Source organism: Microbulbifer mixtoriginis (SeqCode), from assembly GCF_052467515.1.
Window position 1 is genome coordinate 1,010,129 of the sequence record NZ_CP174314.1, and the last position, 22,909, is coordinate 1,033,037.

The window sequence follows — 22,909 nt, forward strand, 5'->3', positions numbered from 1 at the left end:
CATGATCAAACAGCGCACGCTTAAAAATGCTATTCGCGCCACTGGCGTAGGTCTGCACACTGGCAAAAAGGTCATCCTGACCTTGAAGCCGGCTCCCGTAGACACCGGCATCGTGTTCCGTCGAACGGACTTGGACCCGGTGGTCGAAATTGAAGCCCGCGCAGAGAATGTGGGCGATACGCTACTTTCCACTACCCTGGTCAAGGGTGATGTTCGCATCGCTACCGTGGAGCATTTGCTCTCAGCGATGGCGGGCCTGGGTATCGATAATGCGATTGTCGAACTGTCCGCCCAGGAAGTACCGATTATGGACGGCAGTGCCGGTCCTTTTGTGTTCCTGATCCAGTCCGCTGGTATTCAGGAGCAATCTGCGCCGAAGAAATTCCTGCGTATTAAGAAGCCGATTACCGTGGAAGAGGGCGATAAAGTAGCCAGCTTCCTGCCTTTCAATGGTTTCAAGGTCTCCTTTACCATCGACTTTGACCACCCGGTATTCCAGGGGCGTAACCTAACCTCTTCCGTAGACTTCTCCAGTACTTCTTTTGTGAAAGAGGTGAGTCGTGCGCGTACATTTGGATTTATGCACGAAATTGAGTACCTGCGCTCTAAGGGTTTGGTTCAGGGTGGTTCTGTGGATAACGCCATCGTGATTGACCAGTATCGCATTCTGAATGAAGGTGGATTGCGTTACGAAGACGAATTTGTGAAACATAAAATTCTCGATGCCATTGGCGACCTTTATCTTCTGGGTACCAGCCTGATCGGTGAGTTCAAAGCCTTTAAATCCGGCCACTCCTTGAACAATAAGTCTCTGCGTCATTTGATGACCCAAAAGGACGCATGGGAGATGGTGACATTCGAGGGAGAGCAAGAAGCTCCAATCTCCTACGTTAAGCCAATACTGGCAGTTTAAACTCTCAATAAAAAAGCCGGCATTATATTGCCGGCTTTTTTACGTGACAGATTCGCCAGAGAGGGTTGGGGTAATTCTGGTAACCTTGTTTCCCTTTGGGTATTTGGATGACCGGTCTTTTAGTGTGAGGTATTGCACTGGAGCCTCGTCTCACTTACAGAGACAGCAAAATTACAAGATATCGGACTTCTCCTGCTTGTTATGAAAGTAATTCTGGTCAATGAGCGCGGTGCAACCCGCAGCTTCAACTTTGGTGGGCTGAGCAAGGCGCTATTGAGCTTGTGCCTCTTGGGCCTCCCGGTTGGTGCCTTCTTCCTGGGTGCCAATCTTCCCGTGACCAAAACTGATTTATTTGATGCGCGTACAGCCAAGGCTTGGGAGCGCGCTTTGCGTAAGCAGCAGCAGGAAATTGAGGAGGCCGATCGCGAGGCTCACGAGCAACTTGCTGCGCTCACGGTAAAACTGGCTGAATTGCAGGCGCGCCTTACCCGATTGGATGCTGTGGGTGAGCGTCTAACCGCAGCGGCCAATCTCGATCAGGGCGAGTTTGAATTTAGCGCTGTGCCCGCAGTGGGTGGTCCGGAAGATCCCGGCATCGCCGGAGCTTCAGATTTACCCTATCACCCCCCCGAGTTTCTCGAAGTGATTGGTGACTTGTCTCACAAAGTAGATGATCGCCAAATGCAGCTCAATACACTCGAGTCCCTGATGGCAAACCTGCAACTCGAGGATGAGCAATTTATTGCCGGGCGCCCGATCACCAAAGGCTGGATGTCCTCGCGCTATGGTTATCGCACCGACCCTTTCACAGGGCGCCGCACTTGGCATAAAGGTGTGGACTTTGCCGGTAAGATGGGGTCAGACGTAGTGTCTGTAGCCGCCGGTGTTGTTACCTGGGCTGATGAGCGTCACGGCTACGGACATATGGTGGAAATCAATCATGGTAATGGTTATTCCACCCGCTACGGCCATAACAGTGAGCTCAATGTTGGGCTCGGTGATGTAGTTAAGAAAGGGCAGGTGATTGCCCAAATGGGGTCCAGTGGGCGCTCCACTGGTCCCCATGTACACTTTGAGATCTTTAAGAACAATCGCACGGTCGACCCGGCCAGCTATATCCGCCGTACAGGCAGATAACAACTATCCTTCCTTTACGCGTAATTGCTGGCAGCTTGGCATAAGAGTTGCCAGCGCTTACGCCTTCCTGTTTACTTGCACCCCTCGCATAAAGGAGTATCGGTGCAATATCTGCCCAGCATTAGCGCCGATAGCGCACATAAGATAAGTGGTTTCTAGATAATGATTGGCAAACTGATTAAATCGGTCTTTGGTACAAAAAATGACCGCGAGCTGAAGCGCATGCGACGCGTCGTGGAAAAAGTCAACGCGCTGGAAGAGGATTTCCAGAAGCTGGATGATGCAGCTCTTCGTGCCAAAACAGAAGAGTTTAAAAAGCGTATTGCAGATGGGGAAACTCTAGACCAGCTGCTGCCGGAAGCTTTTGCTGCAGTGCGTGAAGCGGGTCGGCGCACAATGGGCATGCGTCACTTCGATGTACAGCTAATCGGCGGTATGACTCTACATGAAGGTCGTATCGCGGAAATGCGTACCGGTGAAGGTAAGACTCTGGTAGCGACCTTACCGGCTTATTTGAACGCGCTCGAAGGCAAGGGCGTACATATTGTTACGGTCAACGACTACTTGGCATCCCGCGACGCCAATTGGATGCGCCCAGTCTATGAATTTCTCGGTCTGACTGTTGGAGTGATTGTCTCCCAGCAGCACCCGGACGAGAAAAAGGCCGCCTATCAGGCCGATATTACTTACGGCACCAACAACGAATTTGGCTTCGATTATCTGCGTGACAATATGGTGTTACGCAAGGAAGATCGTACCCAGCGCCCACAAAACTTTGCCATCGTGGATGAGGTGGACTCAATCCTTATCGATGAGGCACGTACCCCGTTGATTATTTCTGGTGCGGCGGAAGATTCCTCTCACCTTTACTTGGCCATGAATAAGCTGATTCCACAGCTGGAGCGTGCCGAAGAAGGTGGTGAGGGACACTACACCGTAGATGAGAAGACCCGCCAGGTAGAGCTGACCGAGCAGGGGCATCAGTTGGTGGAAGAGCTGCTGTCTCGCAGCGGCTTGATGAAAGAAGATCAATCTCTCTACGCCCCTGGTAACCTGGGCCTGCTGCACCATGTGCATGCCGCATTGCGTGCCCAGGTACTGTTTAACCGGGACGTGGACTATATCGTGCAAAACGGTCAGGTTGTCCTGATCGATGAGCACACCGGCCGTACTATGCCGGGCCGTCGTCTCTCCGAGGGTTTGCATCAGGCGCTGGAAGCCAAGGAGAATGTTCAGATCCAGTCTGAAAGTCAGACGCTAGCCTCCACTACCTTCCAGAATTTATTCCGTTTCTATCCAAAGCTCTCTGGTATGACAGGTACCGCAGACACTGAAGCGTTTGAATTCCAGCAGATTTATGGTCTGGATGTGGTAGTAATCCCCACTAATAAGAATATTCAGCGGGATGACCTCAACGACCTGGTCTACCTGAGCAAAGAAGAAAAAATGGACGCCATTATCGAGGATATTAAGTTCTGCCGTGATAAGCAGGCACCGATCCTCGTAGGTACTGCCTCTATCGAGACTTCTGAAGAGATGTCGCGCATGTTGCAAAAGGCGGGCATCAAGCATCAGGTACTAAATGCCAAATACCATGAACGTGAAGCACAAATAATTGCTCAGGCTGGCCGTCCCGGTACTGTCACCATTGCAACCAATATGGCCGGTCGCGGTACTGATATCGTGCTGGGTGGTAACTGGGAGGCTGAGGCCGAGGCGCTCACTCAGGAGAAAGGTAGTGACTTGAGTGAGGCCGAAGTGGCCAAGGTGAAGGAGCAGTGGAAGAAGCGCCACGAGCAGGTGATCGAGGCTGGCGGCTTACATATTATCGGCACCGAACGTCACGAGTCGCGTCGTATCGACAACCAGCTGCGCGGCCGTGCCGGGCGTCAGGGTGACCCCGGTGTAACCCGTTTCTACTTGTCTCTGGAAGATAATCTAATGCGTATCTTCGCCTCCGATAGGGTGAAGAACTTTATGCAGATGCTGGGAATGGAGCGCGGTGAGGCTATTGAGCACCGTATGGTCTCCAATGCGATTGAAAAAGCCCAGCGTCGCGTTGAAGGGCGTAACTTCGATATTCGCAAGCAGTTGCTGGAATATGATGATGTGGCCAATGATCAGCGCCAGGTGATTTACAGTCAGCGTAATGAGCTGCTGGAGGCCGGTCAGATCAGCGATACCATCAACGCTATTCGCGAAGATGTTGTGAATGAAATTATCTCCGCTTCTGTACCGCCACAGAGTGTTGAGGAGCAGTGGGATATCCCGGCACTGGAACAGCAGTTGGCCGGTGAACTGGGCATTGAGCTGCCTATTCAGAAATGGTTGGATGAAGACCGCAATCTGCACGAGGAGACGTTGCGCGAGAAGGTTGTTGCCGAAGCTCAAGCCGCTTACGCCACCAAGGTGGAGCGTATCAGTGAATCTTCTGGCGATGCCAATCTGATGCCGACAGTGGAACGCCAGATTATGCTGCAAGTGCTGGATCAGCTATGGAAGGAGCACCTCTCCAGCATGGACCACCTGCGAGCGGGTATTGGTTTGCGTGCCTACGCCAACAAGAACCCCAAGCAGGAGTTCAAGCGCGAGTCTTTCCACCTATTCCAGAGTATGCTGGAAAACCTCAAGCATGAGGTGGTACGTATCCTGGCCCATGTGGAACCCATGACCCGCGAGCAAATGGACGAGCTGGAGCAGCGCCGTCTGGAAGAGCAGCGTAAGCAGCAACTGGAGCTTCAGCATGCCGAGGCCTCCGCAATTCCTGAAAGTCAGCCGCAGCAGCAGGCGGCACCTGTGCCAGAGCGCCGTGGACCCAAGGTTGGCCGTAATGACCCATGCCCCTGCGGTTCTGGCAAGAAATACAAGCAGTGCCACGGTAAGCTGGCTTCCTCTACCCAGAGCTAAGGCCTTCAGACTTTAGTGCCCAAGTTAGAAAATGCCCCGCTTTGTGCGGGGTATTTTTTTGTCTCGCAAGGAAATATTCTGCGGAATTTGTATTTTTATCCGCATTAGGTGCGGTTTAATCTTGATTCAAAAGAAGCGGCCATTTAATAATGGCGCTTTCCTACCTGTGGCTAGCTCAAACAAATACAGCCCAAATCGGTACTAAAGTCGAACAGATATGCCTGAATTATTACTTCCTCCCGTAAAAGGGATTCGCCTTGCCAGTGTTCCAGCCAAGATCAAAGATTGGTCCCGTGATGACCTGTTGTTAATAGAGGTCGCCGAGGGTGCATCGGTCTCGGCCACCTTCACCCAGAATAGCTTCTGTGCGGCGCCGGTACTGGTAGCCAAAGAGCATATCGCACAGGGCAATATCCGTGCCTTGCTGGTTAATGCGGGTAACGCCAATGCGGCCACAGGCGCGTGTGGTCTAAGCGACGCCAGGGCTTGCTGTTCAGCAGTAGCTGCAGCGATGAATGTTCGAACAGAGCAGGTATTGCCATTTAGTACTGGGGTGATTGGTGAGCATCTGCCTTTGCAGCGTTTATTGGATGCTATCCCCAGCGCTGCTGCAGAGCTAATCGAAAGCGGATGGGAGCGGGCAGCAAAAGCCATTATGACAACGGATACCCGTCCGAAAAAAGCTCAGCGCCTCCTAAAAATTGGCAGTGAAGAAATTACAGTGGTGGGGATCGCCAAAGGATCCGGCATGATTCAGCCAAATATGGCGACCATGTTGGCCTATGTCGCCACTGATGCCTGCATCGCCCAGCCTTTACTGGATCAAATGGTGAAGGAGGCCGTAAATGCCTCCTTTAATCGCGTCAGTGTAGATGGCGATACCTCTACCAATGATGCTTGTGTACTCATTGCCAGTGGAGTAAAAGGCAAGCCTATCCATTCCCCTGCTGATGAAGGTTATAGCGCATTGATGGAAGCTATTACCCAGGTGCATATTGAGCTGGCCCAGGATGTGGTTCGGGATGGTGAGGGGGCCAACAAATTTGTCACGATTCAGGTGGAAGGTGCAGAGAGTAGTGAAGAAGCTCTTAAAGTTGCTTTCGAAGTGGGTAACTCCCCTCTGGTAAAGACTGCACTTTACGCTTCAGACCCCAACTGGGGCCGTCTGGTGATGGCTGTTGGCAATGCAATAACTCATAGTCTGGATACTGAAAAGGTCAATATTTACCTGGATACTGTGCAGGTAGTACAGGCCGGAGGTCGCGCGGTGGACTATCGGGAAGAGTTAGGCGAGCAGGTGTTTTCTCAGCCTGAATTCACCATTCGTATAGAGCTGGGCCGTGGCAACGCCAGTGAGCATATCTGGACCTGTGACTTCTCCCACGAGTATGTCACCATCAACGCTGAATATCGCACCTGAGGAGTTGTTGTGAGCCGTGTTATCCATGTTGCTGTTGGTGTAGTCCGTCGCAGCGATGGCAAAATTTTAATTGCCCGCCGCCCCGATCACTTGCATATGGGCGGGCGCTGGGAATTTCCTGGTGGTAAGGTGGAGTCAGGGGAAAGCGTACAGCAGGCCCTGACCCGTGAGCTACTTGAGGAGGTGGCAATTGAGGTTGATCAGCTACAGCCCCTGGTGGAAATCCAGCATGAGTATGCGGAAAAGACCGTACTTCTCGATACCTGGCAGGTAACGGCATTTTCCGGTGAGGCTCAGGGGCGTGAGGGGCAGGAGACCGCCTGGGTGGCGGTACAGGAACTAAACAATTATCAGTTCCCAGATGCCAACCAGGCGATTATTGCAGCCATCAAGACCGCGGAAGTATAAATTGAGTATGCCTATGCAGGGCTTGTGCATAGGCTGTCATCATATAGCGTTGCTTAATGGCGCTGCTTGCTCGGGTCCAGGTCATCACTCAAAACGTCATCATAAATAGACTCGCCCGGTATCTTGTGCCCCTCACTGGCCCACTCGCCAAGATCTATTAATTTGCAACGCTCGCTGCAAAAAGGTTTAAAGGGAAACTTATCGCTCCACTCTATCGGATTTTTACAGGTGGGGCAGTTTAGGCTTGGGGCTTCTTTTGGCTTGGGCATATTAGGTTTGGTACAGCTTCTTCGATGTTTGGGGTAGTCTCAGGGTCTATTATTTTACATTAGTAGAGTCGTGCTAAGACTTCGCTAATTGCAAATATTTCTGATGCAAAGCTTGTACCTGGCTGCGTAACTCTTTCAATCCTATAGAATTGTCCAGCACATCATCAGCCTTGGCCAGGCGTTCCTGTCGGTTAAGCTGCGCCGCCATAATTTTGCGTATTTGTTCTGGGTGATTTTCATCCCTGCTACTGGCCCTCTCCAGCTGTAAGCTTTCCGGCAAATCCACCACGCAGATTCTATCTACCAGCTGATATTGGCCGGATTCGATCAATAGTGGTGACTCCAGTATCGCGTAAGGGCTAGAACTTTGTTCCAGCGAGGTAATGATTTCTTCGCGTATTAAAGGGTGCAATAGCTTTTCCAGCCAGACCCGCTCTTCATCATGATCAAACACCAATACACGCAGTTGCGCTCGATCCAACTCACCATTTTCTAGTAATACATTTGCGCCAAAGTGACGGGCTATCTGCTCCAGCGCAGGTCTGCCAGGTTGTACCACTACCCTTGCGGCCCAGTCAGCGTCTACCACGTGAATGCCCAGCTCGCGAAAGTACCCCGCGGCGGCTGACTTGCCACTGCCGATACCTCCAGTTAAGCCTACTCGAAACAATGGCTTGTCCCCCTGCAATAAAAAATTTGGAGCTAAAAATAAGAAACCCGGCCAATGAGTGACCGGGTTCATGGTAATTCACTTGCCTCAAATGGGCTAATCGGGCCCTGAAAATAGCTGGTATTACTGGCTATCTATAGGCCGGAAATACTCAGGTACCAAGCAACAATCTGCTCACCCCATAGCATAGCAATCCAGCCTGCACCGGCCAGATAAGGACCAAAGGCAATCGGTAGGCTGCGATCCCGTCCAACCGCCAGGCTCCAGGAAATACCTGCTATAGCACCAACTGCGGCAGAGAGCAGAATTACCAGAGGCAGCATCTGCCAGCCAAACCAGGCCCCGATAGCTGCGAGTATCTTGAAGTCCCCAGCTCCCATACCTTCCTTGCCGGTAACCAGCTTAAAGATATGAAACACCAGCCACAAAGAAAGATAGCCCGCGATAGCTCCAATAACGGCATCTTGCAGTGGAACAAAAATACCCCAAAGGTTTATTAGTAAACCGCCCCAGAGTAACGGCAGGGTAATGTTGTCTGGTAATAACTGCTTATCGAAGTCGATACCAGTAAGTGCGACCAAAGCCCAAGTAAAGACACAGCCCGCCAGCGCCTGCCAAGTAAAGCCCAGCTGCCAAACCACTACGGCGGTGAGAATTCCAGTAGCAAACTCAATCAAAGGGTAGCGTTTGGAAATCGGCGTGCCACAGGAGCTACATTTACCGCGCAAAAATAGATAGCTGATGACAGGAATATTTTGCCAGGGCTTAATTTCAGTTTTGCATTTAGGGCAGTGGGAGTGTGGCAACACCAGGTTGAACGGTTTATTCAGTTCCTCTTGCTCAGCCTTGTTAGGCTTTGAGTCAAAATAGCTATAAAAATCCCGTTTGTATTCCCGCTCCATCATTACAGGCAGGCGCAGGATTACTACATTGAGGAAGCTGCCTATAAGTAGGCCCAAAATAAAAGCGCTGCTTATAAGCAGCGCCGGATTGTTAGATAAAATTTCTGACATGAAAACTAGATTACTTGTCCTAGCTGGAAAATTGGGAGGTACATGGCGATAAGGAGACCACCGACTAGAACACCGAGGATAGACATAATCATCGGTTCAAGAAGAGTGGTTAAATTATCAACGGCATTATCCACCGCCTCTTCATAAAAGTCTGCGGCTTTACTGAGCATCTCATCCAGCGCCCCAGATTCCTCACCAATAGAGGTCATTTGCACTAGCATTACAGGGTAGAGACCAGACTGACGCATGGCGCTATTCAAAGGAATGCCCGTCGCAACTGAGTCACGGATTTTTAATGTTGCAGCTTCATAAACACAATTTCCTGTTGCGCCGGCAACCGATTTTAATGCATCAATCAGAGGAACACCCGCGGCAAAAGTAGTTGACAGAGTCCTTGCAAATCTTGCGGCAATGGAATTGTAAGTAATGGTCCCAAGTATGGGCAGTTTCAATATTAATTTATCGAAGAATTGATCAACGGCTTTGTTCCGTTTTTTAGCTTCTAGAGTTCCGCCAACTACGAGCACAACTCCGACTAAAGCCATAAACCAATAGGCCTGCATCCACTCAGAAATACCAACTACAAACTGGGTAAATGCAGGCAACTCGGCACCGAAGCCCTTAAAAGTTTCTGCAAACTGGGGAACTACCTTAATTAGGAGAATAGAAGTAACGATAATTGCAACTGCAATGACTGCGAGAGGGTATGTCATTGCTTTTCTAATTTTTGCCTTAAGAGACTCTGTTTTCTCTTTATAGGTGGCAATTCGATCAAGCATCGTTTCCAGTGCGCCTGATTGTTCACCGGAAGCAACTAGATTGCAAAATAAGTCATCGAAGTGAAGAGGGTGTTTACGCAGAGCGTCTGCAAAGGCAGTACCAGAGGCAACATCATCGCGGACTTTGAAGATTAGCTCTTTTAATCCTTGGTTATCCAAACCATCGGCGACGATCTCAAAGCTCTGCACTAGGGGGACGCCAGCCTTCATCATAGTGGCTAACTGCCGGGTAAAAAGAGCAATATCCGCGGGCTTAATTTTTTTCTTGCCGGTACCTAGTAATGGTTTTGGCTTTTTCTGTACACGGTTGGCAATAATGCCTTGCTTTCGCAGCTGTGCTTTTACCAGTGCCGGGCTAGTACCATTGATTTCCCCTTGAACTTTAGCCCCTTTGCTATCCACGCCTTTATAGATATATACGACTGCTGCGGCATTGGCCATAGTTTTTATTCCTGGTTCTTTCGTTTGCAAGGCTGGGGCCGTGCCTAATACCTATCTTGCTCTGGAGCAGTCCAGAAGCTTAGGGCAAAGTAAAGTAAAGCTTATTACCCTGCCTGCTTACGGAGTTTTACCGTAGTAAATTTAATCTTTGGTTACTCGGTTGGCTTCTTCCAGACTGATAATACCCATTACCACCTTGCGTAGTGCTGAGGTTCTCAGGTTGCTAAAGCCTTCCTCTCGAGCTTGGTCGGCTATCTGAATCGAGTTACCGCCTTCCATTATAATTCTGGAAATGCCATCGGTGATGCGAACCACTTCATACACCCCTACGCGCCCTTTGTAACCTTTTGAGCAATGCTCGCAGCCAACCGGTTGGTAAATTGTCCAGTCACTTTTGGGAATGCTGACAGTCGAGAAGCCTTCGGCCTCCAAGACTTCATTGGGAAGTGTGGTAGCTTTTTTGCATTCATTACACAAGCGCCTTGCCAAACGCTGAGCGATAATAACACTGACAGAAGTGGCAATATTAAAAGTGGGAACCCCCATATTCATCAGGCGCGTGAGGGTTTCCGGTGCTGAGTTTGTATGTAGCGTAGAAAGCACCAAGTGTCCGGTTTGTGCGGCCTTAATGGCAATTTCTGCAGTTTCCAGGTCCCTAATCTCTCCTACCATCACAATATCAGGGTCTTGTCGTAAGAAAGAACGTAGGGCTTCGGCAAAATTTAGACCGACCTTGGAAGAGACGTTGACCTGATTAATCCCTTCCAAGTTGATCTCCACCGGGTCTTCAGCCGTGGAGATATTGCGTTCAGGGGTATTAAGTATATTGAGGCCGGTATAGAGTGAAACAGTCTTGCCCGAGCCTGTGGGGCCGGTGACCAAGATCATGCCTTGAGGTTGGGCCAGGGCATCCATATAGATTTTCTTTTGCTCGTCTTCGTAGCCGAGCGCATCAATCCCCAGTTTTGCCGAAGAGGGGTCAAGAATTCGCAAAACGATTTTTTCTCCCCATAGGGTTGGCAAGCTGTTTACCCGGAAGTCGATTGCCTTGGTCTTGGACAACTTCATTTTGATCCGGCCGTCCTGGGGCACTCTCCGTTCTGAGATATCCATCTTGGACATCACTTTTAAGCGGGCCGATAGACGTGTTGCCAACTGAATCGGAGGCCTGGCAATTTCATGGAGCACACCGTCAGTGCGAAAGCGCACCCGGTAAGACTTTTCGTAGGGTTCAAAGTGGATATCGGAAGCCCCGGTGCGAATAGCGTCAAGTAGAACTTTATTGACAAAGCGAACAACTGGGGCTTCGTCTCCTCCCGGCTCGCTTTCATCGTCGGATTCAGATTCACTTTCGCCAACATTGAGCGAGTCCAGCTCTTCATCATCAATACCTTCTAGACCACCCTCGATATCTCCTCCGTCGGATAGGTAGCTCTCTATCGCCTTGCCTAGTTTGTCAGCTTCTACTAAAACCGCGTCTGTACTGAGGCCGGTATTGAAGTTGATCTCGTCTAGCCCCGCCAGGTTGGTGGGATCTGCGAGAGCAATAAAGAGGCGATTTCCACGCTTATATAAGGGAAGGGCGAAATGTTTGCTGATCAGCTTCTCGTCGACCACCCCTTTGGGGATCATCTCGAAATCATAACTACCCAGCTCAAAGAGTGGTGTGCCGAAGGCTAGGGAAGCAAGATTGGCAAGCTCCCGGCTTTTTACAAGTTTGGCTTCCACTGCGTGTTGCACAAAAGGCTGCCCCGCGCGGCGAGCCGCCTTTAATGCGGAGGCGGCAGTGGTTTCATCGAGGATTTGGTCTGCTACTAGGCGTTTTGCCAGGCCACTAAGGGAGGAGCTTGTCATGGGGAACCACTGTTGTCTTTGCCGCACTCTCAAACTGGGTTAAATAGAGCGCACTAGTGTTTAATTTTTGTTCCAATGATATTTGTGGACGAGGAACTAGGGGTGTGACAAATATAGCGAATAAAGTTTAGGGAGCCAATTAGGCATTTAACTGGTTAAGGACTACCGACAGATAAAGGCGATTGATGTCCAAAGATGACATTTTTTGTCAGTTACTGGGTTGGGATGTCAGTAATATTTAACTCTCAGATAATTTCCTGCATTAGTGATTGCTATCTCACTTGTTAAAACGAGGTAGTGTCTCGTCTTGCCAAACTTGGCATAAACCTTGTATCTTGTTTGACGACTTCCTCACGGGATTCACTTAATTAAAAGTCTGTATGGAGACGGTTACAATGAAAAAGCAACAGGGTTTTACTCTTATTGAATTGATGATCGTGGTGGCGATTATCGGTATTTTGGCTGCAGTAGCAATTCCGGCTTATCGTGAGTATGTTGCAACTTCCTATGGTGGTTCTGCTATGAAGGGTGTGGCTGGATTCGTAGGTAAGGCTCAGGCTTGTATTGCTACAGATATAGGTTGTGGAACTCTTAAAGACGAGATCGGTGCGACTGGTGAGTTAACTTCTTCTGTAACAGATCCAGCTCAGGGTACAGCAATGAACTTAACATGGGAAAATGACGGTTGTAAGGTTCAAGCAAAATTGGACGGAGAGGGCGCTGTAGAGTACAAGTCAAATGCAGGTGCTAATGGTAAAGCAACTGCAGATCAGTGTGAGAAAGGCTCTAAAGCAACCAAAGACACTAGCATCTGAACCTAGATCTTTAGTAGTACGTGAGCTAGGGGGTATTTGTATACGCCCTAGCTCGCATATGGCAGCTGCACGTTTTCCGTTACTAAGAGGGTGTTCAAAGCTCTGTGTCAGCTAGGCAGCTATAGGTAGATGTGTTTTTCCAGGCCGCCTGGAAAAGTGGATCGCCAGATGTGAAAGTGCCAGACTTGAATTATGAATAAGGTGCATACAGGGCTCTGAGGCTTTTAATATACTGGTGCAAAGAAGTTTCAGTAATCTATTCTCATTGGCAATAGCCCCCCCTTGGTCTTGGTCAACTTACACAGCTTTCTGTGTGCAGCCTTCACCGTTCTGGTAGTGTAAATCGATGTTCGAAAATATTTCTGGCGTTTAAAGTGGAGCGAGAGGGTTGGTTACTTGCTATGCCAAGACGTAATCATTATCGAATATTTTTCTCCCTACTTAGCTTCCAGTTCATTCAAAGCGCTCGCGGCGGCATTCAGCGTTGCTGCTCTGTAGGAGCACTAAATATCCGCTATAAAGGTCTTATAATTTTTTGAGGCCACATACTTCAGTCAGTGGCGTATTTGGTGGGTAGGATCAGGACGCGGGCTTCTCCTTATAGGCGGGGCATGCTGTTCTAAGAATAGCTATTGCTATTCCACAGGGTTTGTTTCTGTTGTGTACTTCATTTCAAGGTAATGCCTGATAGGGCCTGCTTCCCAAGTCTTGCATTTAATTTATTTATAAGTTTTTGGTCTTTTCTTCGTTTATTTAATAGCTTGTTTTCAAGAGGGTTGCTCCGCAACTTTTCCAAGTTCTGAGGAAATAATTGGTAGCAAGACAGACGCAGTAAGTGAGTTGGTTTTTTAAAGGAGATTCTTTCAAGCTGAAGCTTGGACTCTTGACTCAACTTTTGCATTTCTGTTTGTGAAAAAAGTGCTTCTGTATTGAAATGGGATGCTGGTTTTCCGTTACTCTGAAGTTGCCAATGGGGTCGTTGAGCGTGGAGCTGATAACACTGCCGTTGCTGGCTGTGTTCCGGAAGCAGAAAGTTGCAAGGGTATAACAATTGCTCGTTATGACTTATTGGCCTTGAAAAAAATAGCTCTTTATCGAAGCGGGAAGATAGTGAATTGCAGGTGATTTGCTCCTGTTGGCTGCTATTGAGCCGAGCTAAGTAATCGATAAAAGTGCGACCAAAGTACCTTTCAATCTCCGATAAGGGCGCTGATAGTAATTGGCTTATCCGCTTAAACCCATAGAAATATAGTTTCTCTAAGGTTTTATTATCGCACTCTAGCAGTTTGCTGGGAGCGTGGCTGATCCACTGTTTCCACTGCTGTGTTGTCGATGGGGTGTGGGTTTGCCGTAACCAACGGCGATGCTCCGGTAATTGGCTAAGTAGCAGTGCTGCACTGAGGCTGTGGCCGAGTCCCATCCAATAGCCAATGCCCATTTGCGTCAGTTCCCGCTGTATTTTATCCAGTAATGCTCGCAGTCCGCCATGGACTTTTAAGCAGTTGCTTAGCTCAAGGTAAAGCTGTGGATGACGATAGCCTTCTTCATATTTTTCAGTTTTTATACAAGTCATCGCTGACGAGCTCAATACCCGTTGTGCAAGCTCCTCCAGCTGCAGCTCTCTTTCTCTATTGCGGTGCAATATCTGCAAACCTGGGCATAGTTGACGAGCACGGGCAATACTCAAGCCAGCAATGACTCCAAACTCGAAGGCGGCTTTATTTGCCTCCACTATGATTTGCTTTTCCACTATCGCCAGTGGCTGGTTTTTCTCTTCCGGCGTCTGAGTTCGGGTGAGCGCCTCCAGGGGAAGTTTGGGAAACTGGATACAAAGCCAGAGCATGGAGAGTCCCTTAGATGTCGCTTAGTGCAGGGCTAGATGATGCCGTTTTGATGTGCTGTGTTGCAGGAGGTTTAGCTGAAGGTGTTGACTACTAGGGTCACCCACTTGCTTCAGTAGTCTGAGGGCAAGTTGTTCTGGCTTGCTATACAGCTGTAGTCGTAGCGTGGCAGGCGAGGGCCGGGGGGCTTCTGACAGGGGGCGGAAGTGGAAGTGAATACAGTTGCTTGCCTCGGCGGATTGCTGCAGGCGCTGCAGCTCTCGATAACTTATCGCCTGCTCGCCCTGCCAACTCAAAACTGCGGAACAGCCTCCGGATTGTAGGGACTGCTCTATGGCCCAGAGGCAGTCCCTCTTGTCGCGGGGGTGGACTAATAATAGCTGTTCCAGTTGGATACCATGCTGGGCAAGTTCTGATGCACAGGGAGTAAATGGGGGTTTGATGAGAACCACCATCTCTCCTTTTTGGGTCAGTTCAGCGAGCATAGGGAGTAGGAGGCTCAATGCGTTGGCACTTGACTGGCCGACAAGTAATTCAGTAGTAGCCCCGCGGGGCCAGCCGTGGTCTTTGAGTAGGGAGTCCAAGCTAGCAAAACCGGTGGCAGCGCCTGGGTTCTGAGGTTCATTGGCTGCCTGGGAGGCCTCTCTCCCTCGAAAGCGCCGCTGTTGGATGGTGGGCTTGGCTTGGTTTTCTAAGTATTTGTTTTGTAGGCGATTTTTGGCTGTATTCACGCTGCCTCCCCGTTTCCCTGCCTCGATCTTCAATCGGATTTAGCTAGATGCCTGTATATGCATACAGTTGTCTGTGAATTTATACAGTAGTTGCTGGTTGGCGACAAGGCCGAAAGGCGTCGATTGGCACTTTTTTGCACAGTCTAAACCGGCTATGATTCCGCCTCTTTTGTTGAGCACTGATTATTCTTTTAGGGGGACGGAGTGAGTATCAAGTCCGATAAGTGGATTCGCCGCATGGCTGAGCAGCACGGCATGATTGAGCCTTTTGAGCCGGGCCAGGTGCGCCATGGCAATGATGGCGAGCGACTCATCTCCTACGGTACTTCGAGTTACGGTTACGATGTGCGCTGTGCAGGCGAGTTTAAGATCTTTACCAACGTGCATTCGGCTACCGTGGACCCCAAGACCTTCGATGAAAACAGCTTTGTCGATGTGGAAGGGGAGTACTGTATCATCCCGCCGAACTCCTTTGCCCTGGCGCGTACCGTGGAGTATTTCCGTATTCCGCGCTCTGTATTGACTATCTGCCTAGGTAAATCCACCTATGCGCGTTGCGGCATAATCGTCAATGTAACGCCGCTGGAGCCGGAGTGGGAAGGGCATGTGACCCTTGAGTTTTCAAATACCACCAATCTGCCGGCGAAGATCTACGCCAATGAAGGTGTAGCTCAGATGTTGTTCTTCGAGTCTGATGAAGTCTGCGATGTGTCCTATGCGGATCGCGGTGGTAAGTACCAGGGGCAGCGCGGCGTGACCCTGCCTCGTACCTGATACTTGGCTGATTGCGCAGCCCTATTTCATGAGTGATGTATCCCATAGCCAGCTGCCTAAAAGTGTCGATGTACTGATTATCGGCGCCGGGGCAGCGGGTTTAATGTGCGCCGCCACTGCCGGCCAGCGCGACCGTAACGTGCTGGTTTTGGATCATGCCAATAAAGTTGGCAAGAAGATCCTGATGTCTGGCGGTGGCCGCTGTAATTTCACCAACCTCTACACCAGCGCGGAAAATTTCTACAGCCGCAATCCCCATTTTTGTAAGTCTGCCCTGGCGCGCTATAGCCAATGGGATTTTATTGCATTGGTGGAAAAGCATGGAGTTTCCTACCACGAGAAAACACTGGGCCAGTTGTTTTGCGACAACAAGTCCAAGGATATTCTCGACCTGTTATTGGCGGAGTGCCGTGCAGCCAAAGCTCAGGTTCGCACCCGTTGTGCCATATCCTCAATAGAGTCGGGGCAAAGTGGTTATCGTGTTGAGACCAGCCTAGGGCTGGTTCACTGTGAGTCCCTAGTCGTGGCTACTGGTGGATTGTCGATACCCACCATGGGGGCCACTGGCTTTGGCTATGATATCGCTCGCCAGTTTGGGCTCAATATCATTCCCACTCGTGCGGCCTTGGTGCCCTTTACCCAGCACAAGCGCCATTTGGAGCGACAGGCTAGCCTACCGGGCAGCTCGCTTAGTGTGACGGCCTCCTGTGGTGAGGGTAGCTTTCACGAGCAGATGCTGTTTACTCACCGAGGTTTGAGCGGACCGGCAGTGTTACAAATATCCAGCCACTGGCGCGAAGGCGAAAAGGTGACTTTCGATCTGGCCCCGGATCGTGATCTGGCCGATTGGCTGCAACAGCGCCGCCGGGAGAGCCCGGAGATTCACTTGCACAGTGTTTTGGCTGAGCTTTGGACTAAGAAGCTTGTGCAGTTTTTCCTACAGCGGCAGCATATCGACAGCCGTCCCCTTAAGCAGTTTACTGAAATAGAGCTGCACGAACTCGGAGCCAAGTTGCAAGCCTGGACGCTGGTTCCCGATGGCACCGAAGGCTATCGCACTGCAGAAGTTACCCTCGGCGGCGTAGATACAGATCAGATTTCTTCGCGTACTATGGAGTGCAAAACCCAGCCAGGGCTGTATTTTATCGGCGAGGTGCTGGATGTGACTGGCTGGCTGGGCGGCTTTAATTTCCAATGGGCTTGGGCTTCTGGGCACGCGGCGGGGGAGGTCGCCTAATATGGGAGATGTGATTCCTTTTAAAAGAAAAACCACCTGGCAGAAACACAAAGGCAGCACTCTTTGCCGGGAAGGTTTTCACAAGTGGAAAGTGGTTACCGAGCGCAAGTTTGATGTTAAGCAGGGCAAGCTCGTCACAGAGTATTGCTGTGAGCGCTGTGGAAAAACCAAGACCAAGTTGCTTTAGAGTGGCTCGCTAGAGAAAACGCAGCTTCCTGAATGTTGCTCATTGTCCCGGTAGCTCTTATCCCGGATAACCCCTGGTGCGTTAGGCGCACCAGGGGCTGCGCCATGCATTAACTCTGAGCCTGACGATTCTCCATTAAACACTAATAGCGATAGTAGCCTCCGCGATAGCGATAGTAGTCTCTGCGTTTTCTTTCTCTATCGTAGAGATAGCCTGCCCCTGCGCCAATCACTGCGCCTGCTGCAGTGCCACCGGGCCGACCACCACTGATTAGGGCACCGGTTACGGCACCAACGCCGATGCCGGTTCCGATGCGACGGTCGGTATCGCTCATATTGGCACAGCCTTGCCCGCCGAGGCCTAGGGCCAATATTGCGGTTAAGCTGAGGTATTTAATCGCTTTGATACGCATAGTCACCCCTTTCAGTGATGCTTGAGGGATAGATATTCGGTAAGACAGACCGAATAATTTCGCAGCCAGTGTAGGGTGGAGATAAGTCAGCAACAAATATCTAAGCTGTGGGCTGCGTATAGCACAAAATAAGAGATTTGAAGGATTTTGCGATGTTTGAAAAGCAACAATTGATTGATATTGCCCAAACTCCAATGCCATTCGGTAAGTATGCGGGTAGAGTACTTATCGATCTCCCTGAGGAGTACCTGCTTTGGTTTGCCAAAGAGGGTTTTCCTACTGGGAAGTTGGGGCAGTTGATGGCTCTGACATTGGAGATCAAAATTGAAGGGCTGGAAGGGCTGATTGCGCCGTTAAAATAATCTGAAGATGTTCATCGTTGTCTCTTGGTAAAAGTCAAAAAAATCTAAGCAAGTGACCACTTAAAAAACTCCTAGGTTGCTCTTTTCTTTGTTTCGTTTTCCATGATTTTTTGTGGAAAAAATGCCTACTAGCTTGGTTAAGAGCATGTTATACCAGTACCTTGATTTTGATATTCTAGGTTGCGAGTCTAATATGTAAATGCCTAGGTGAGCTTTGCGGAGCGAAGCGTTAACAACAAGCGGTCCGTAATGGAGACTGGACTAGCCCGGAAATAGGCCCACAGCGGGTGACCACTGGTCTGAATGATTTCAGCGAGGTTAAAGCGGGAGTAGAGCCAGTCATATTAAAGAGGGAGCGGTCGAAATGAATTCGGCCGCTAATTAATTGTATTTACTGAAAATATTTTTCTTAATTTCTTCTTATTATTTTGCTGATTTGATCGGTAAATATTGGAATTCTGAGAGATTTTGCAATTAGCTCTGTGGGATAAAAGAAAATCGTTGATTGTTAAATGTAGAGAGCGTTGGGGAGAGCCCCGGCAGTGGATTTGCCGGGGGCTGGATCAGCTAAGAAAGTTCAAGCGATAAATTAAAGCGGTATACGAACAACTACACCACCCATAGTTTCGCCAAGCTCAAAATTATCTCGTGGACTATCCGCGTGGTCATTGTGACAGCTGACACAAGCTGGGGATACACCCACATCGGCATAAACTGCCGTAAAGTATTCGGTATCACCGAGTGTCTCACGGCCATAGAAGTTTTTACCTGGGTTGTCGATGACAAACTGCAAACCTTGCTTTTCCATTTCGGTGCGCGGCTTGTTCTGTTTATTTACCGGCCATAGGGACAGCAGGGCGTAGCTGAAGCCAGATTCTTTTTCCGCGACTCGCTCAGCACCCATTCGCATCATTTGTGCGGGCAACGGCAGTAATTTTTTATCCTGCCAGTGCTCGTCGGCATCCAGAACTTTTTCCTCATTTTGCAAACGGTTAACTACCTTGTTGGTGTAATTGGCTCTGTCTGCCTCAATCACGGCAAAGATAGCATCCGCCATTCGCTCCGGTGCCACGCCCTGGTTTTTTTCACAGCCAGTGAGTAGGGCCAGTCCGGCGATAAAACAAGCGGCAATACGCATAGTGTTCCCCTCCTATTGGGATTGTGTTTGCTTATTTTTGCTTTTGGAAATTTTTGCAATGCGGTCGCGGATTAAGTCAAACGTTTCATGTTTATCCGCAGGCTTATGCTTGAAATTCTGAGAGATCAGTTTTTCGTCCGCCATGGCTGCCAGGGAAAACTCCGCTCCATGGCAGTTCAGGCAGACAGGCAACATTTTTTCATTGGGGCGGAGATTGTGGTTCTGATTATGATTGACCACAACCTGTTCTCCGTGGGTTTCCCGCGGCAAGTGACAGCTGGCACAGCTAACTCCGTTTTCTGGATCTGATTGCCAGGTATTGAAATGCGGCGATTCCTTGTAGGCCAAGCTGTGCTCATCGCTGTGGCAGCTGAGACAGGATTCCACAGCAGCGAACTGCAAGTCGACATCGTGCGGGCCGTGACAACTGGTGCAACTGAGTTCCCCGGAAGCGTCAGACTGCATGGGTATCCAGGCCTGGTGTGGCGTCATGGCACCAACTTGTTGAACAAATTCCTGTGGCAACTTGGATGAGAGGCGCATTCCGTGTTTACCTTGGGTAAAAGATTCTCGTTGCTCGCTGTGGCAGCTTGCACACTGTTCCACAACCTCAGCACTAGTAAATTGCATTTGTCCATTGGCGTGGCAGCTGCTGCAGTTCACGTCCACTTGAGCATGGGGGCTTTGCGCCCAAGCCGCAGCGATTTCTACAGTTGCAGTTTCTTCCTGTATATCCGCCTGCTGCATCTGTAGGGGCTGAGCATCGGGATGTTCCTGTAACCAGGATTGCATGGCGGTACGGGCCGGAAGCTTTGCCTCCTCGAGCAGATCGGGTTGTCCGACATGGGCGATTAAGAAATCTTCATAAAGGGTGCCGTTATCGTGGTAGTTGTGGCAGCCGGCACTGGCACAGGTCTCGAAGCCCATACCTTCATGGCTACTGCGCTCTTCGGCAATTTCGCTGTGGCAATGAAAGCAGAAATCCCCGGCCAGGCTGACACCCATTTCGCGAGTAATTTGCTGTTTGTGTTCTGTGTGGCAGCTGATGCACTGGCGTGCATCCAGGGTTTCCAGTAATTGGGCGTTACGAGGGTCGAGAAATTTTTTGCGCGGATGGGAGTCATCGGCCAGCTCTAATTCTTCTGCGTGACAGCTTAGGCAAGATTGCTGAATAGATTCCTCCCCTGAAAACCCATCGGTATGACAAGAGGTGCAAGCGAGTTCTATCTGATGATGGCCATGTGTGGGCTCGCCAGTTATAAATAAAGACTTGTCATCTGCCGTTAGGTTATAGGAAGCGTAGGCACCTACAACCAGGGTCAATAGCAGTCCGTAATGCCAAAATTTAAATTGATAAGATTTCATTTAGAAGTAATAAACCGCAAGAATGTGATAGGCGAGGAGTACCGGCAGTGCCCAAAGTAAGGCGTAGTGAACGCGTGACCACCACTTGCGATGTTCGCGTAGTCTGAGATCGGTCCAGTGATGGTTGCGGGCCATAAAAACACCAACAAGGGAGCCAGTAGCAGTAACCCCAAGGAAGACCAGCATGAGTGCGAGGTTGAGGTTTTGCCCCATACGGAAGCCTGTGTGCACAGCAAGTGCGACCACGGCAACTACCCCAGTAAGGCTGTGGGCGTAGCGCCAGTGATCCACATGGCCGAAAGATAGTTTTTTCCAGCGCTTTCGCACACTGAGTGCAGCGGTAAAAAAACACAGCGCGAGAATCGTGTAGCCGGTTACCTGTTTCCAGAAGTTGTCGTACCAGAGTTTTTCCCAGAATTGGCCGGCCTGTACCGAGTCGGATATTGGCGGGGGTGGCATCAGGAATGACAAGGTAATTAAAAGTAACGATATGATCGAAGTGATTAATATACCCTTGGCGTGGCGCATAACCAGATTAGGCGCAGGGGTATCGAGTAGCTCGGCCATTAAGGGTCGGCAGCTGCCGCAGACAGATCCGGCGGTGGTTGCCTGCTGCAGTTCGTTTAACGTGCGCTTGCCTTCGGAAATAGCCTTGCATAATTCCCCTTTGCTGACGGAATTACACTGGCACACCAGGTAGCTGTCGGGAAAACTCTTGATACTGTTTGACGCCTGCTGGCCAAATAGACGGCCCTCGTCTGCAAACTGCTTAAGCGCTTGTGCGCTGACTTTTTCCTCCTGAGCCACCGCTTGGCGCAAGCTGTTGGCCTCATCCCAGCTGCCAATATAAATAGCACCGAGAATGCGCCCATTTTGAACAAATAGCCGGCGATAAATACCCTTGAACCGATTACGGAAAACGTGGCTCTGTAAATTTTCCTGCTGGTGAAGGTTATCGGAGGCAACGTCTCCCATAATAGCGCAAGGAATATGGGCGATTTTGAGTTGGATATCTGTGTAACTGCCGGAGTAGGGGCGCTCTAAAATCTCTCCGCCATGTTCGCGGCGAATATGTGAACAACAGCTTTCCGCCTGTTCATAGCCGGGGCGAACCAGCTGATAAACCTTTTGATCAAACTCGGCACATTCACCAATTGCGTAAACATCTGGATCGGAAGTTTGCATCCACTCGTTGACTACAACCCCTCTATCGATTTTTAGTCCGGCTTTTTGGGCAAGGGAGACTTCCGGCTGAATACCAGTGCAAAGAACAATGGCATCGACGCTGAGGTTTTCGCCGTCCTCAAAGTGTAAATTGGATTTTTCTTCCTGCTGCTCAATTGACTTAAGAATTGAGCCCGTTTTCAGCTGCACACCAAGGGCGGCAAGAGAAGATTTTAAAAACTCCTCGCCTTCCTCGCCTAAAAGGCCACTCAGTAATTTTCCGCGGGATTGAAGCGTGACAGTGTTTTTCGGTGTTTTTAGAGCCGTTGCCGCTTCCAGCCCCAGGGCGCCGGCGCCGATCACGCAAATGTCGGCGTGCCGCTCCCGCAGGGCGATTAGATCATTGGTATTGCGCAAGCTGCGAAAGGGGTAAACGCTGGGCAAGCCTGCACCGGGGATTGTGGGAATTTTGGGGTTAGAGCCGGTGGCTAGAATCAACTTGGTGTAGGGCTGAATATTACCGGCAGCATCTGTTACCGTTTTTTTGACGCGGTCTATAGAGACGATTTTACGGTCGATATATTCTGCGAGTCGATGGTCAGTTTTACCTAGGATGGGATTATCCAGTTCCTCCCGTTCCACATGGCGAGAGAGGTACTGAGATAATTTTACACGATTGTAAGGTAGTTCTGTTTCCGCACCATAGATAACAATTTGCGCTTCGTCACAGAATTCAAGCAGCTTTTGTGCGCAGCGAACCCCGACCGGTCCAGTGCCTACAATTACATAAATCGGATAGCTACTGTCGCCGGTGCGGGCGCCATCTGGTAAATATTGACGAGCAGCTGAACTTTCTAGTTCAGTCATATTTCCCCCAAATCCCCCGGCTTTTACTACTGGCCTTTTGTCCTTTTTGTTTTAAGCCACAAAGCTTCCAGAACTTCCTAGACCAATATTCCACCGTTATGAGTTTTTTTGAATTCTAATTTCTATATGTTTAAACAAAATTAAATAAACGTCTAGTGTTGAATAGAAATCGCGAGAGAGAATAGGAAGGTATGGGAGGTCAGGC

At 49.9% G+C, this 22,909-nt stretch carries 21 protein-coding genes; 10 read left to right on the top strand and 11 right to left on the bottom strand.

Translation table 11 applies throughout. From position 1 onward, the window contains the following. Nucleotide 1 precedes the first annotated feature (1 nt). The 5 genes from lpxC to mutT all read left to right on the top strand — a co-directional run bounded on the left by lpxC (nt 2) and on the right by mutT (nt 6,785). On the top strand, nt 2-913 hold the full coding sequence (gene lpxC / locus ACJJIT_RS04275; RefSeq protein WP_252082957.1) for a UDP-3-O-acyl-N-acetylglucosamine deacetylase: 912 nt from the start codon (nt 2-4) through the stop codon (nt 911-913). Nucleotides 914-1,114: 201 nt separating this feature from the next. Next, on the top strand, nt 1,115-2,050 hold the full coding sequence (locus tag ACJJIT_RS04280) for a peptidoglycan DD-metalloendopeptidase family protein (protein WP_444900076.1): 936 nt from the start codon (nt 1,115-1,117) through the stop codon (nt 2,048-2,050). Nucleotides 2,051-2,212: 162 nt separating this feature from the next. Beyond that, on the top strand, nt 2,213-4,957 hold the full coding sequence (gene secA / locus ACJJIT_RS04285) for a preprotein translocase subunit SecA (protein ID WP_444900077.1): 2,745 nt from the start codon (nt 2,213-2,215) through the stop codon (nt 4,955-4,957). Between the two features lie 217 nt (nt 4,958-5,174). After that, complete coding sequence (gene argJ / locus ACJJIT_RS04290; protein ID WP_444900078.1) at nt 5,175-6,377, top strand: bifunctional glutamate N-acetyltransferase/amino-acid acetyltransferase ArgJ; 1,203 nt, start codon at nt 5,175-5,177, stop codon at nt 6,375-6,377. A 9-nt stretch (nt 6,378-6,386) separates the two neighbouring features. Next, entirely contained in the window at nt 6,387-6,785 is a 399-nt protein-coding gene (gene mutT, locus ACJJIT_RS04295; RefSeq protein WP_444900079.1) for an 8-oxo-dGTP diphosphatase MutT, read from the top strand. A 53-nt stretch (nt 6,786-6,838) separates the two neighbouring features. Here mutT and yacG read toward each other — a convergent pair whose 3' ends face one another. From yacG to pilB, 5 genes are all read right to left on the bottom strand, one after another. Further along, a complete protein-coding gene (gene yacG / locus ACJJIT_RS04300; protein WP_444889643.1) occupies nt 6,839-7,054 on the bottom strand; it encodes a DNA gyrase inhibitor YacG in 216 nt (71 codons plus the stop codon). 73 nt (nt 7,055-7,127) lie between these two features. Next, nucleotides 7,128-7,796, bottom strand: coding sequence for a dephospho-CoA kinase (coaE, locus tag ACJJIT_RS04305; RefSeq protein WP_444900080.1), 669 nt, complete (start codon nt 7,794-7,796; stop codon nt 7,128-7,130). A 62-nt stretch (nt 7,797-7,858) separates the two neighbouring features. Then, nucleotides 7,859-8,737, bottom strand: coding sequence for a prepilin peptidase (locus ACJJIT_RS04310; RefSeq protein WP_444900081.1), 879 nt, complete (start codon nt 8,735-8,737; stop codon nt 7,859-7,861). A 5-nt stretch (nt 8,738-8,742) separates the two neighbouring features. Continuing rightward, entirely contained in the window at nt 8,743-9,957 is a 1,215-nt protein-coding gene (locus ACJJIT_RS04315) for a type II secretion system F family protein (protein WP_444900082.1), read from the bottom strand. A gap of 141 nt (nt 9,958-10,098) precedes the next feature. Then, nucleotides 10,099-11,811 carry a type IV-A pilus assembly ATPase PilB gene (pilB, locus tag ACJJIT_RS04320; protein ID WP_444900083.1) on the bottom strand — a complete coding sequence of 571 codons (1,713 nt, stop codon included), beginning with the start codon at nt 11,809-11,811 and terminating at the stop codon, nt 10,099-10,101. A gap of 395 nt (nt 11,812-12,206) precedes the next feature. Between pilB and ACJJIT_RS04325 the strand changes: the two genes are divergently transcribed. After that, complete coding sequence (locus tag ACJJIT_RS04325) at nt 12,207-12,626, top strand: pilin (RefSeq protein WP_444900084.1); 420 nt, start codon at nt 12,207-12,209, stop codon at nt 12,624-12,626. Nucleotides 12,627-13,293: 667 nt separating this feature from the next. On the opposite strand, the gene ACJJIT_RS04330 is transcribed toward ACJJIT_RS04325, so the two are convergent. Both ACJJIT_RS04330 and imuA read right to left on the bottom strand, forming a co-directional pair. Then, complete coding sequence (locus tag ACJJIT_RS04330; RefSeq protein ID WP_444900085.1) at nt 13,294-14,469, bottom strand: Y-family DNA polymerase; 1,176 nt, start codon at nt 14,467-14,469, stop codon at nt 13,294-13,296. A 21-nt stretch (nt 14,470-14,490) separates the two neighbouring features. Beyond that, nucleotides 14,491-15,198, bottom strand: a complete 708-nt coding sequence (imuA, locus tag ACJJIT_RS04335; RefSeq protein WP_444900086.1) for a translesion DNA synthesis-associated protein ImuA — start codon at nt 15,196-15,198, stop codon at nt 14,491-14,493. A gap of 204 nt (nt 15,199-15,402) precedes the next feature. Here imuA and dcd point away from each other — a divergent pair, with 204 nt between their 5' ends. Genes dcd through ACJJIT_RS04350 form a run of 3 tightly spaced genes read left to right on the top strand, consistent with a single transcriptional unit; the run spans nt 15,403 to nt 17,396 of the window. Next, nucleotides 15,403-15,972: a dCTP deaminase gene (gene dcd / locus ACJJIT_RS04340; RefSeq protein ID WP_444900087.1), complete on the top strand. Its 570-nt coding sequence runs from the start codon at nt 15,403-15,405 to the stop codon at nt 15,970-15,972. Nucleotides 15,973-16,000: 28 nt separating this feature from the next. Further along, nucleotides 16,001-17,209, top strand: a complete 1,209-nt coding sequence (locus tag ACJJIT_RS04345; RefSeq protein ID WP_444900088.1) for an NAD(P)/FAD-dependent oxidoreductase — start codon at nt 16,001-16,003, stop codon at nt 17,207-17,209. A gap of 1 nt (nt 17,210) precedes the next feature. Next, on the top strand, nt 17,211-17,396 hold the full coding sequence (locus ACJJIT_RS04350) for a hypothetical protein (protein WP_252082943.1): 186 nt from the start codon (nt 17,211-17,213) through the stop codon (nt 17,394-17,396). A gap of 142 nt (nt 17,397-17,538) precedes the next feature. Here the strand turns inward: ACJJIT_RS04350 and ACJJIT_RS04355 are convergent, their stop codons facing one another. Then, nucleotides 17,539-17,808: a hypothetical protein gene (locus ACJJIT_RS04355; RefSeq protein ID WP_444900089.1), complete on the bottom strand. Its 270-nt coding sequence runs from the start codon at nt 17,806-17,808 to the stop codon at nt 17,539-17,541. 152 nt (nt 17,809-17,960) lie between these two features. On the opposite strand from ACJJIT_RS04355, the gene ACJJIT_RS04360 reads away from it, so the two are divergent. Continuing rightward, a complete protein-coding gene (locus tag ACJJIT_RS04360; RefSeq protein WP_252082941.1) occupies nt 17,961-18,170 on the top strand; it encodes a DUF3820 family protein in 210 nt (69 codons plus the stop codon). Between the two features lie 589 nt (nt 18,171-18,759). Here ACJJIT_RS04360 and ACJJIT_RS04365 read toward each other — a convergent pair. From ACJJIT_RS04365 to ACJJIT_RS04375, 3 genes are read right to left on the bottom strand one after another with little or no spacing between them, the layout of a single operon-like run. Then, nucleotides 18,760-19,308 (bottom strand): Tll0287-like domain-containing protein, encoded by a 549-nt coding sequence (locus tag ACJJIT_RS04365; protein WP_252082940.1) that lies wholly within the window; start codon nt 19,306-19,308, stop codon nt 18,760-18,762. 12 nt (nt 19,309-19,320) lie between these two features. After that, nucleotides 19,321-20,673, bottom strand: a complete 1,353-nt coding sequence (locus tag ACJJIT_RS04370; RefSeq protein WP_444900090.1) for a cytochrome c3 family protein — start codon at nt 20,671-20,673, stop codon at nt 19,321-19,323. Further along, nucleotides 20,674-22,704 (bottom strand): FAD-dependent oxidoreductase, encoded by a 2,031-nt coding sequence (locus tag ACJJIT_RS04375; protein WP_444900091.1) that lies wholly within the window; start codon nt 22,702-22,704, stop codon nt 20,674-20,676. Nucleotides 22,705-22,909 lie beyond the last annotated feature (205 nt).

Bases quoted from the DNA above. Each gene is read 5' to 3' on its own strand.
- lpxC (WP_252082957.1), top strand. From the start codon at position 2: ATGATCAAACAGCGCACGCTTAAAAATGCTATTCGCGCCACTGGCGTA.
- ACJJIT_RS04280 (WP_444900076.1), top strand. From the start codon at position 1,115: ATGAAAGTAATTCTGGTCAATGAGCGCGGTGCAACCCGCAGCTTCAAC.
- secA (WP_444900077.1), top strand. From the start codon at position 2,213: ATGATTGGCAAACTGATTAAATCGGTCTTTGGTACAAAAAATGACCGC.
- argJ (WP_444900078.1), top strand. From the start codon at position 5,175: ATGCCTGAATTATTACTTCCTCCCGTAAAAGGGATTCGCCTTGCCAGT.
- yacG (WP_444889643.1), bottom strand. From the start codon at position 7,054: ATGCCCAAGCCAAAAGAAGCCCCAAGCCTAAACTGCCCCACCTGTAAA.
- coaE (WP_444900080.1), bottom strand. From the start codon at position 7,796: ATGAACCCGGTCACTCATTGGCCGGGTTTCTTATTTTTAGCTCCAAAT.
- ACJJIT_RS04310 (WP_444900081.1), bottom strand. From the start codon at position 8,737: ATGTCAGAAATTTTATCTAACAATCCGGCGCTGCTTATAAGCAGCGCT.
- ACJJIT_RS04315 (WP_444900082.1), bottom strand. From the start codon at position 9,957: ATGGCCAATGCCGCAGCAGTCGTATATATCTATAAAGGCGTGGATAGC.
- pilB (WP_444900083.1), bottom strand. From the start codon at position 11,811: ATGACAAGCTCCTCCCTTAGTGGCCTGGCAAAACGCCTAGTAGCAGAC.
- ACJJIT_RS04325 (WP_444900084.1), top strand. From the start codon at position 12,207: ATGAAAAAGCAACAGGGTTTTACTCTTATTGAATTGATGATCGTGGTG.
- ACJJIT_RS04330 (WP_444900085.1), bottom strand. From the start codon at position 14,469: ATGCTCTGGCTTTGTATCCAGTTTCCCAAACTTCCCCTGGAGGCGCTC.
- ACJJIT_RS04345 (WP_444900088.1), top strand. From the start codon at position 16,001: ATGAGTGATGTATCCCATAGCCAGCTGCCTAAAAGTGTCGATGTACTG.
- ACJJIT_RS04350 (WP_252082943.1), top strand. From the start codon at position 17,211: ATGGGAGATGTGATTCCTTTTAAAAGAAAAACCACCTGGCAGAAACAC.
- ACJJIT_RS04355 (WP_444900089.1), bottom strand. From the start codon at position 17,808: ATGCGTATCAAAGCGATTAAATACCTCAGCTTAACCGCAATATTGGCC.
- ACJJIT_RS04360 (WP_252082941.1), top strand. From the start codon at position 17,961: ATGTTTGAAAAGCAACAATTGATTGATATTGCCCAAACTCCAATGCCA.
- ACJJIT_RS04365 (WP_252082940.1), bottom strand. From the start codon at position 19,308: ATGCGTATTGCCGCTTGTTTTATCGCCGGACTGGCCCTACTCACTGGC.
- ACJJIT_RS04370 (WP_444900090.1), bottom strand. From the start codon at position 20,673: ATGAAATCTTATCAATTTAAATTTTGGCATTACGGACTGCTATTGACC.
- ACJJIT_RS04375 (WP_444900091.1), bottom strand. From the start codon at position 22,704: ATGACTGAACTAGAAAGTTCAGCTGCTCGTCAATATTTACCAGATGGC.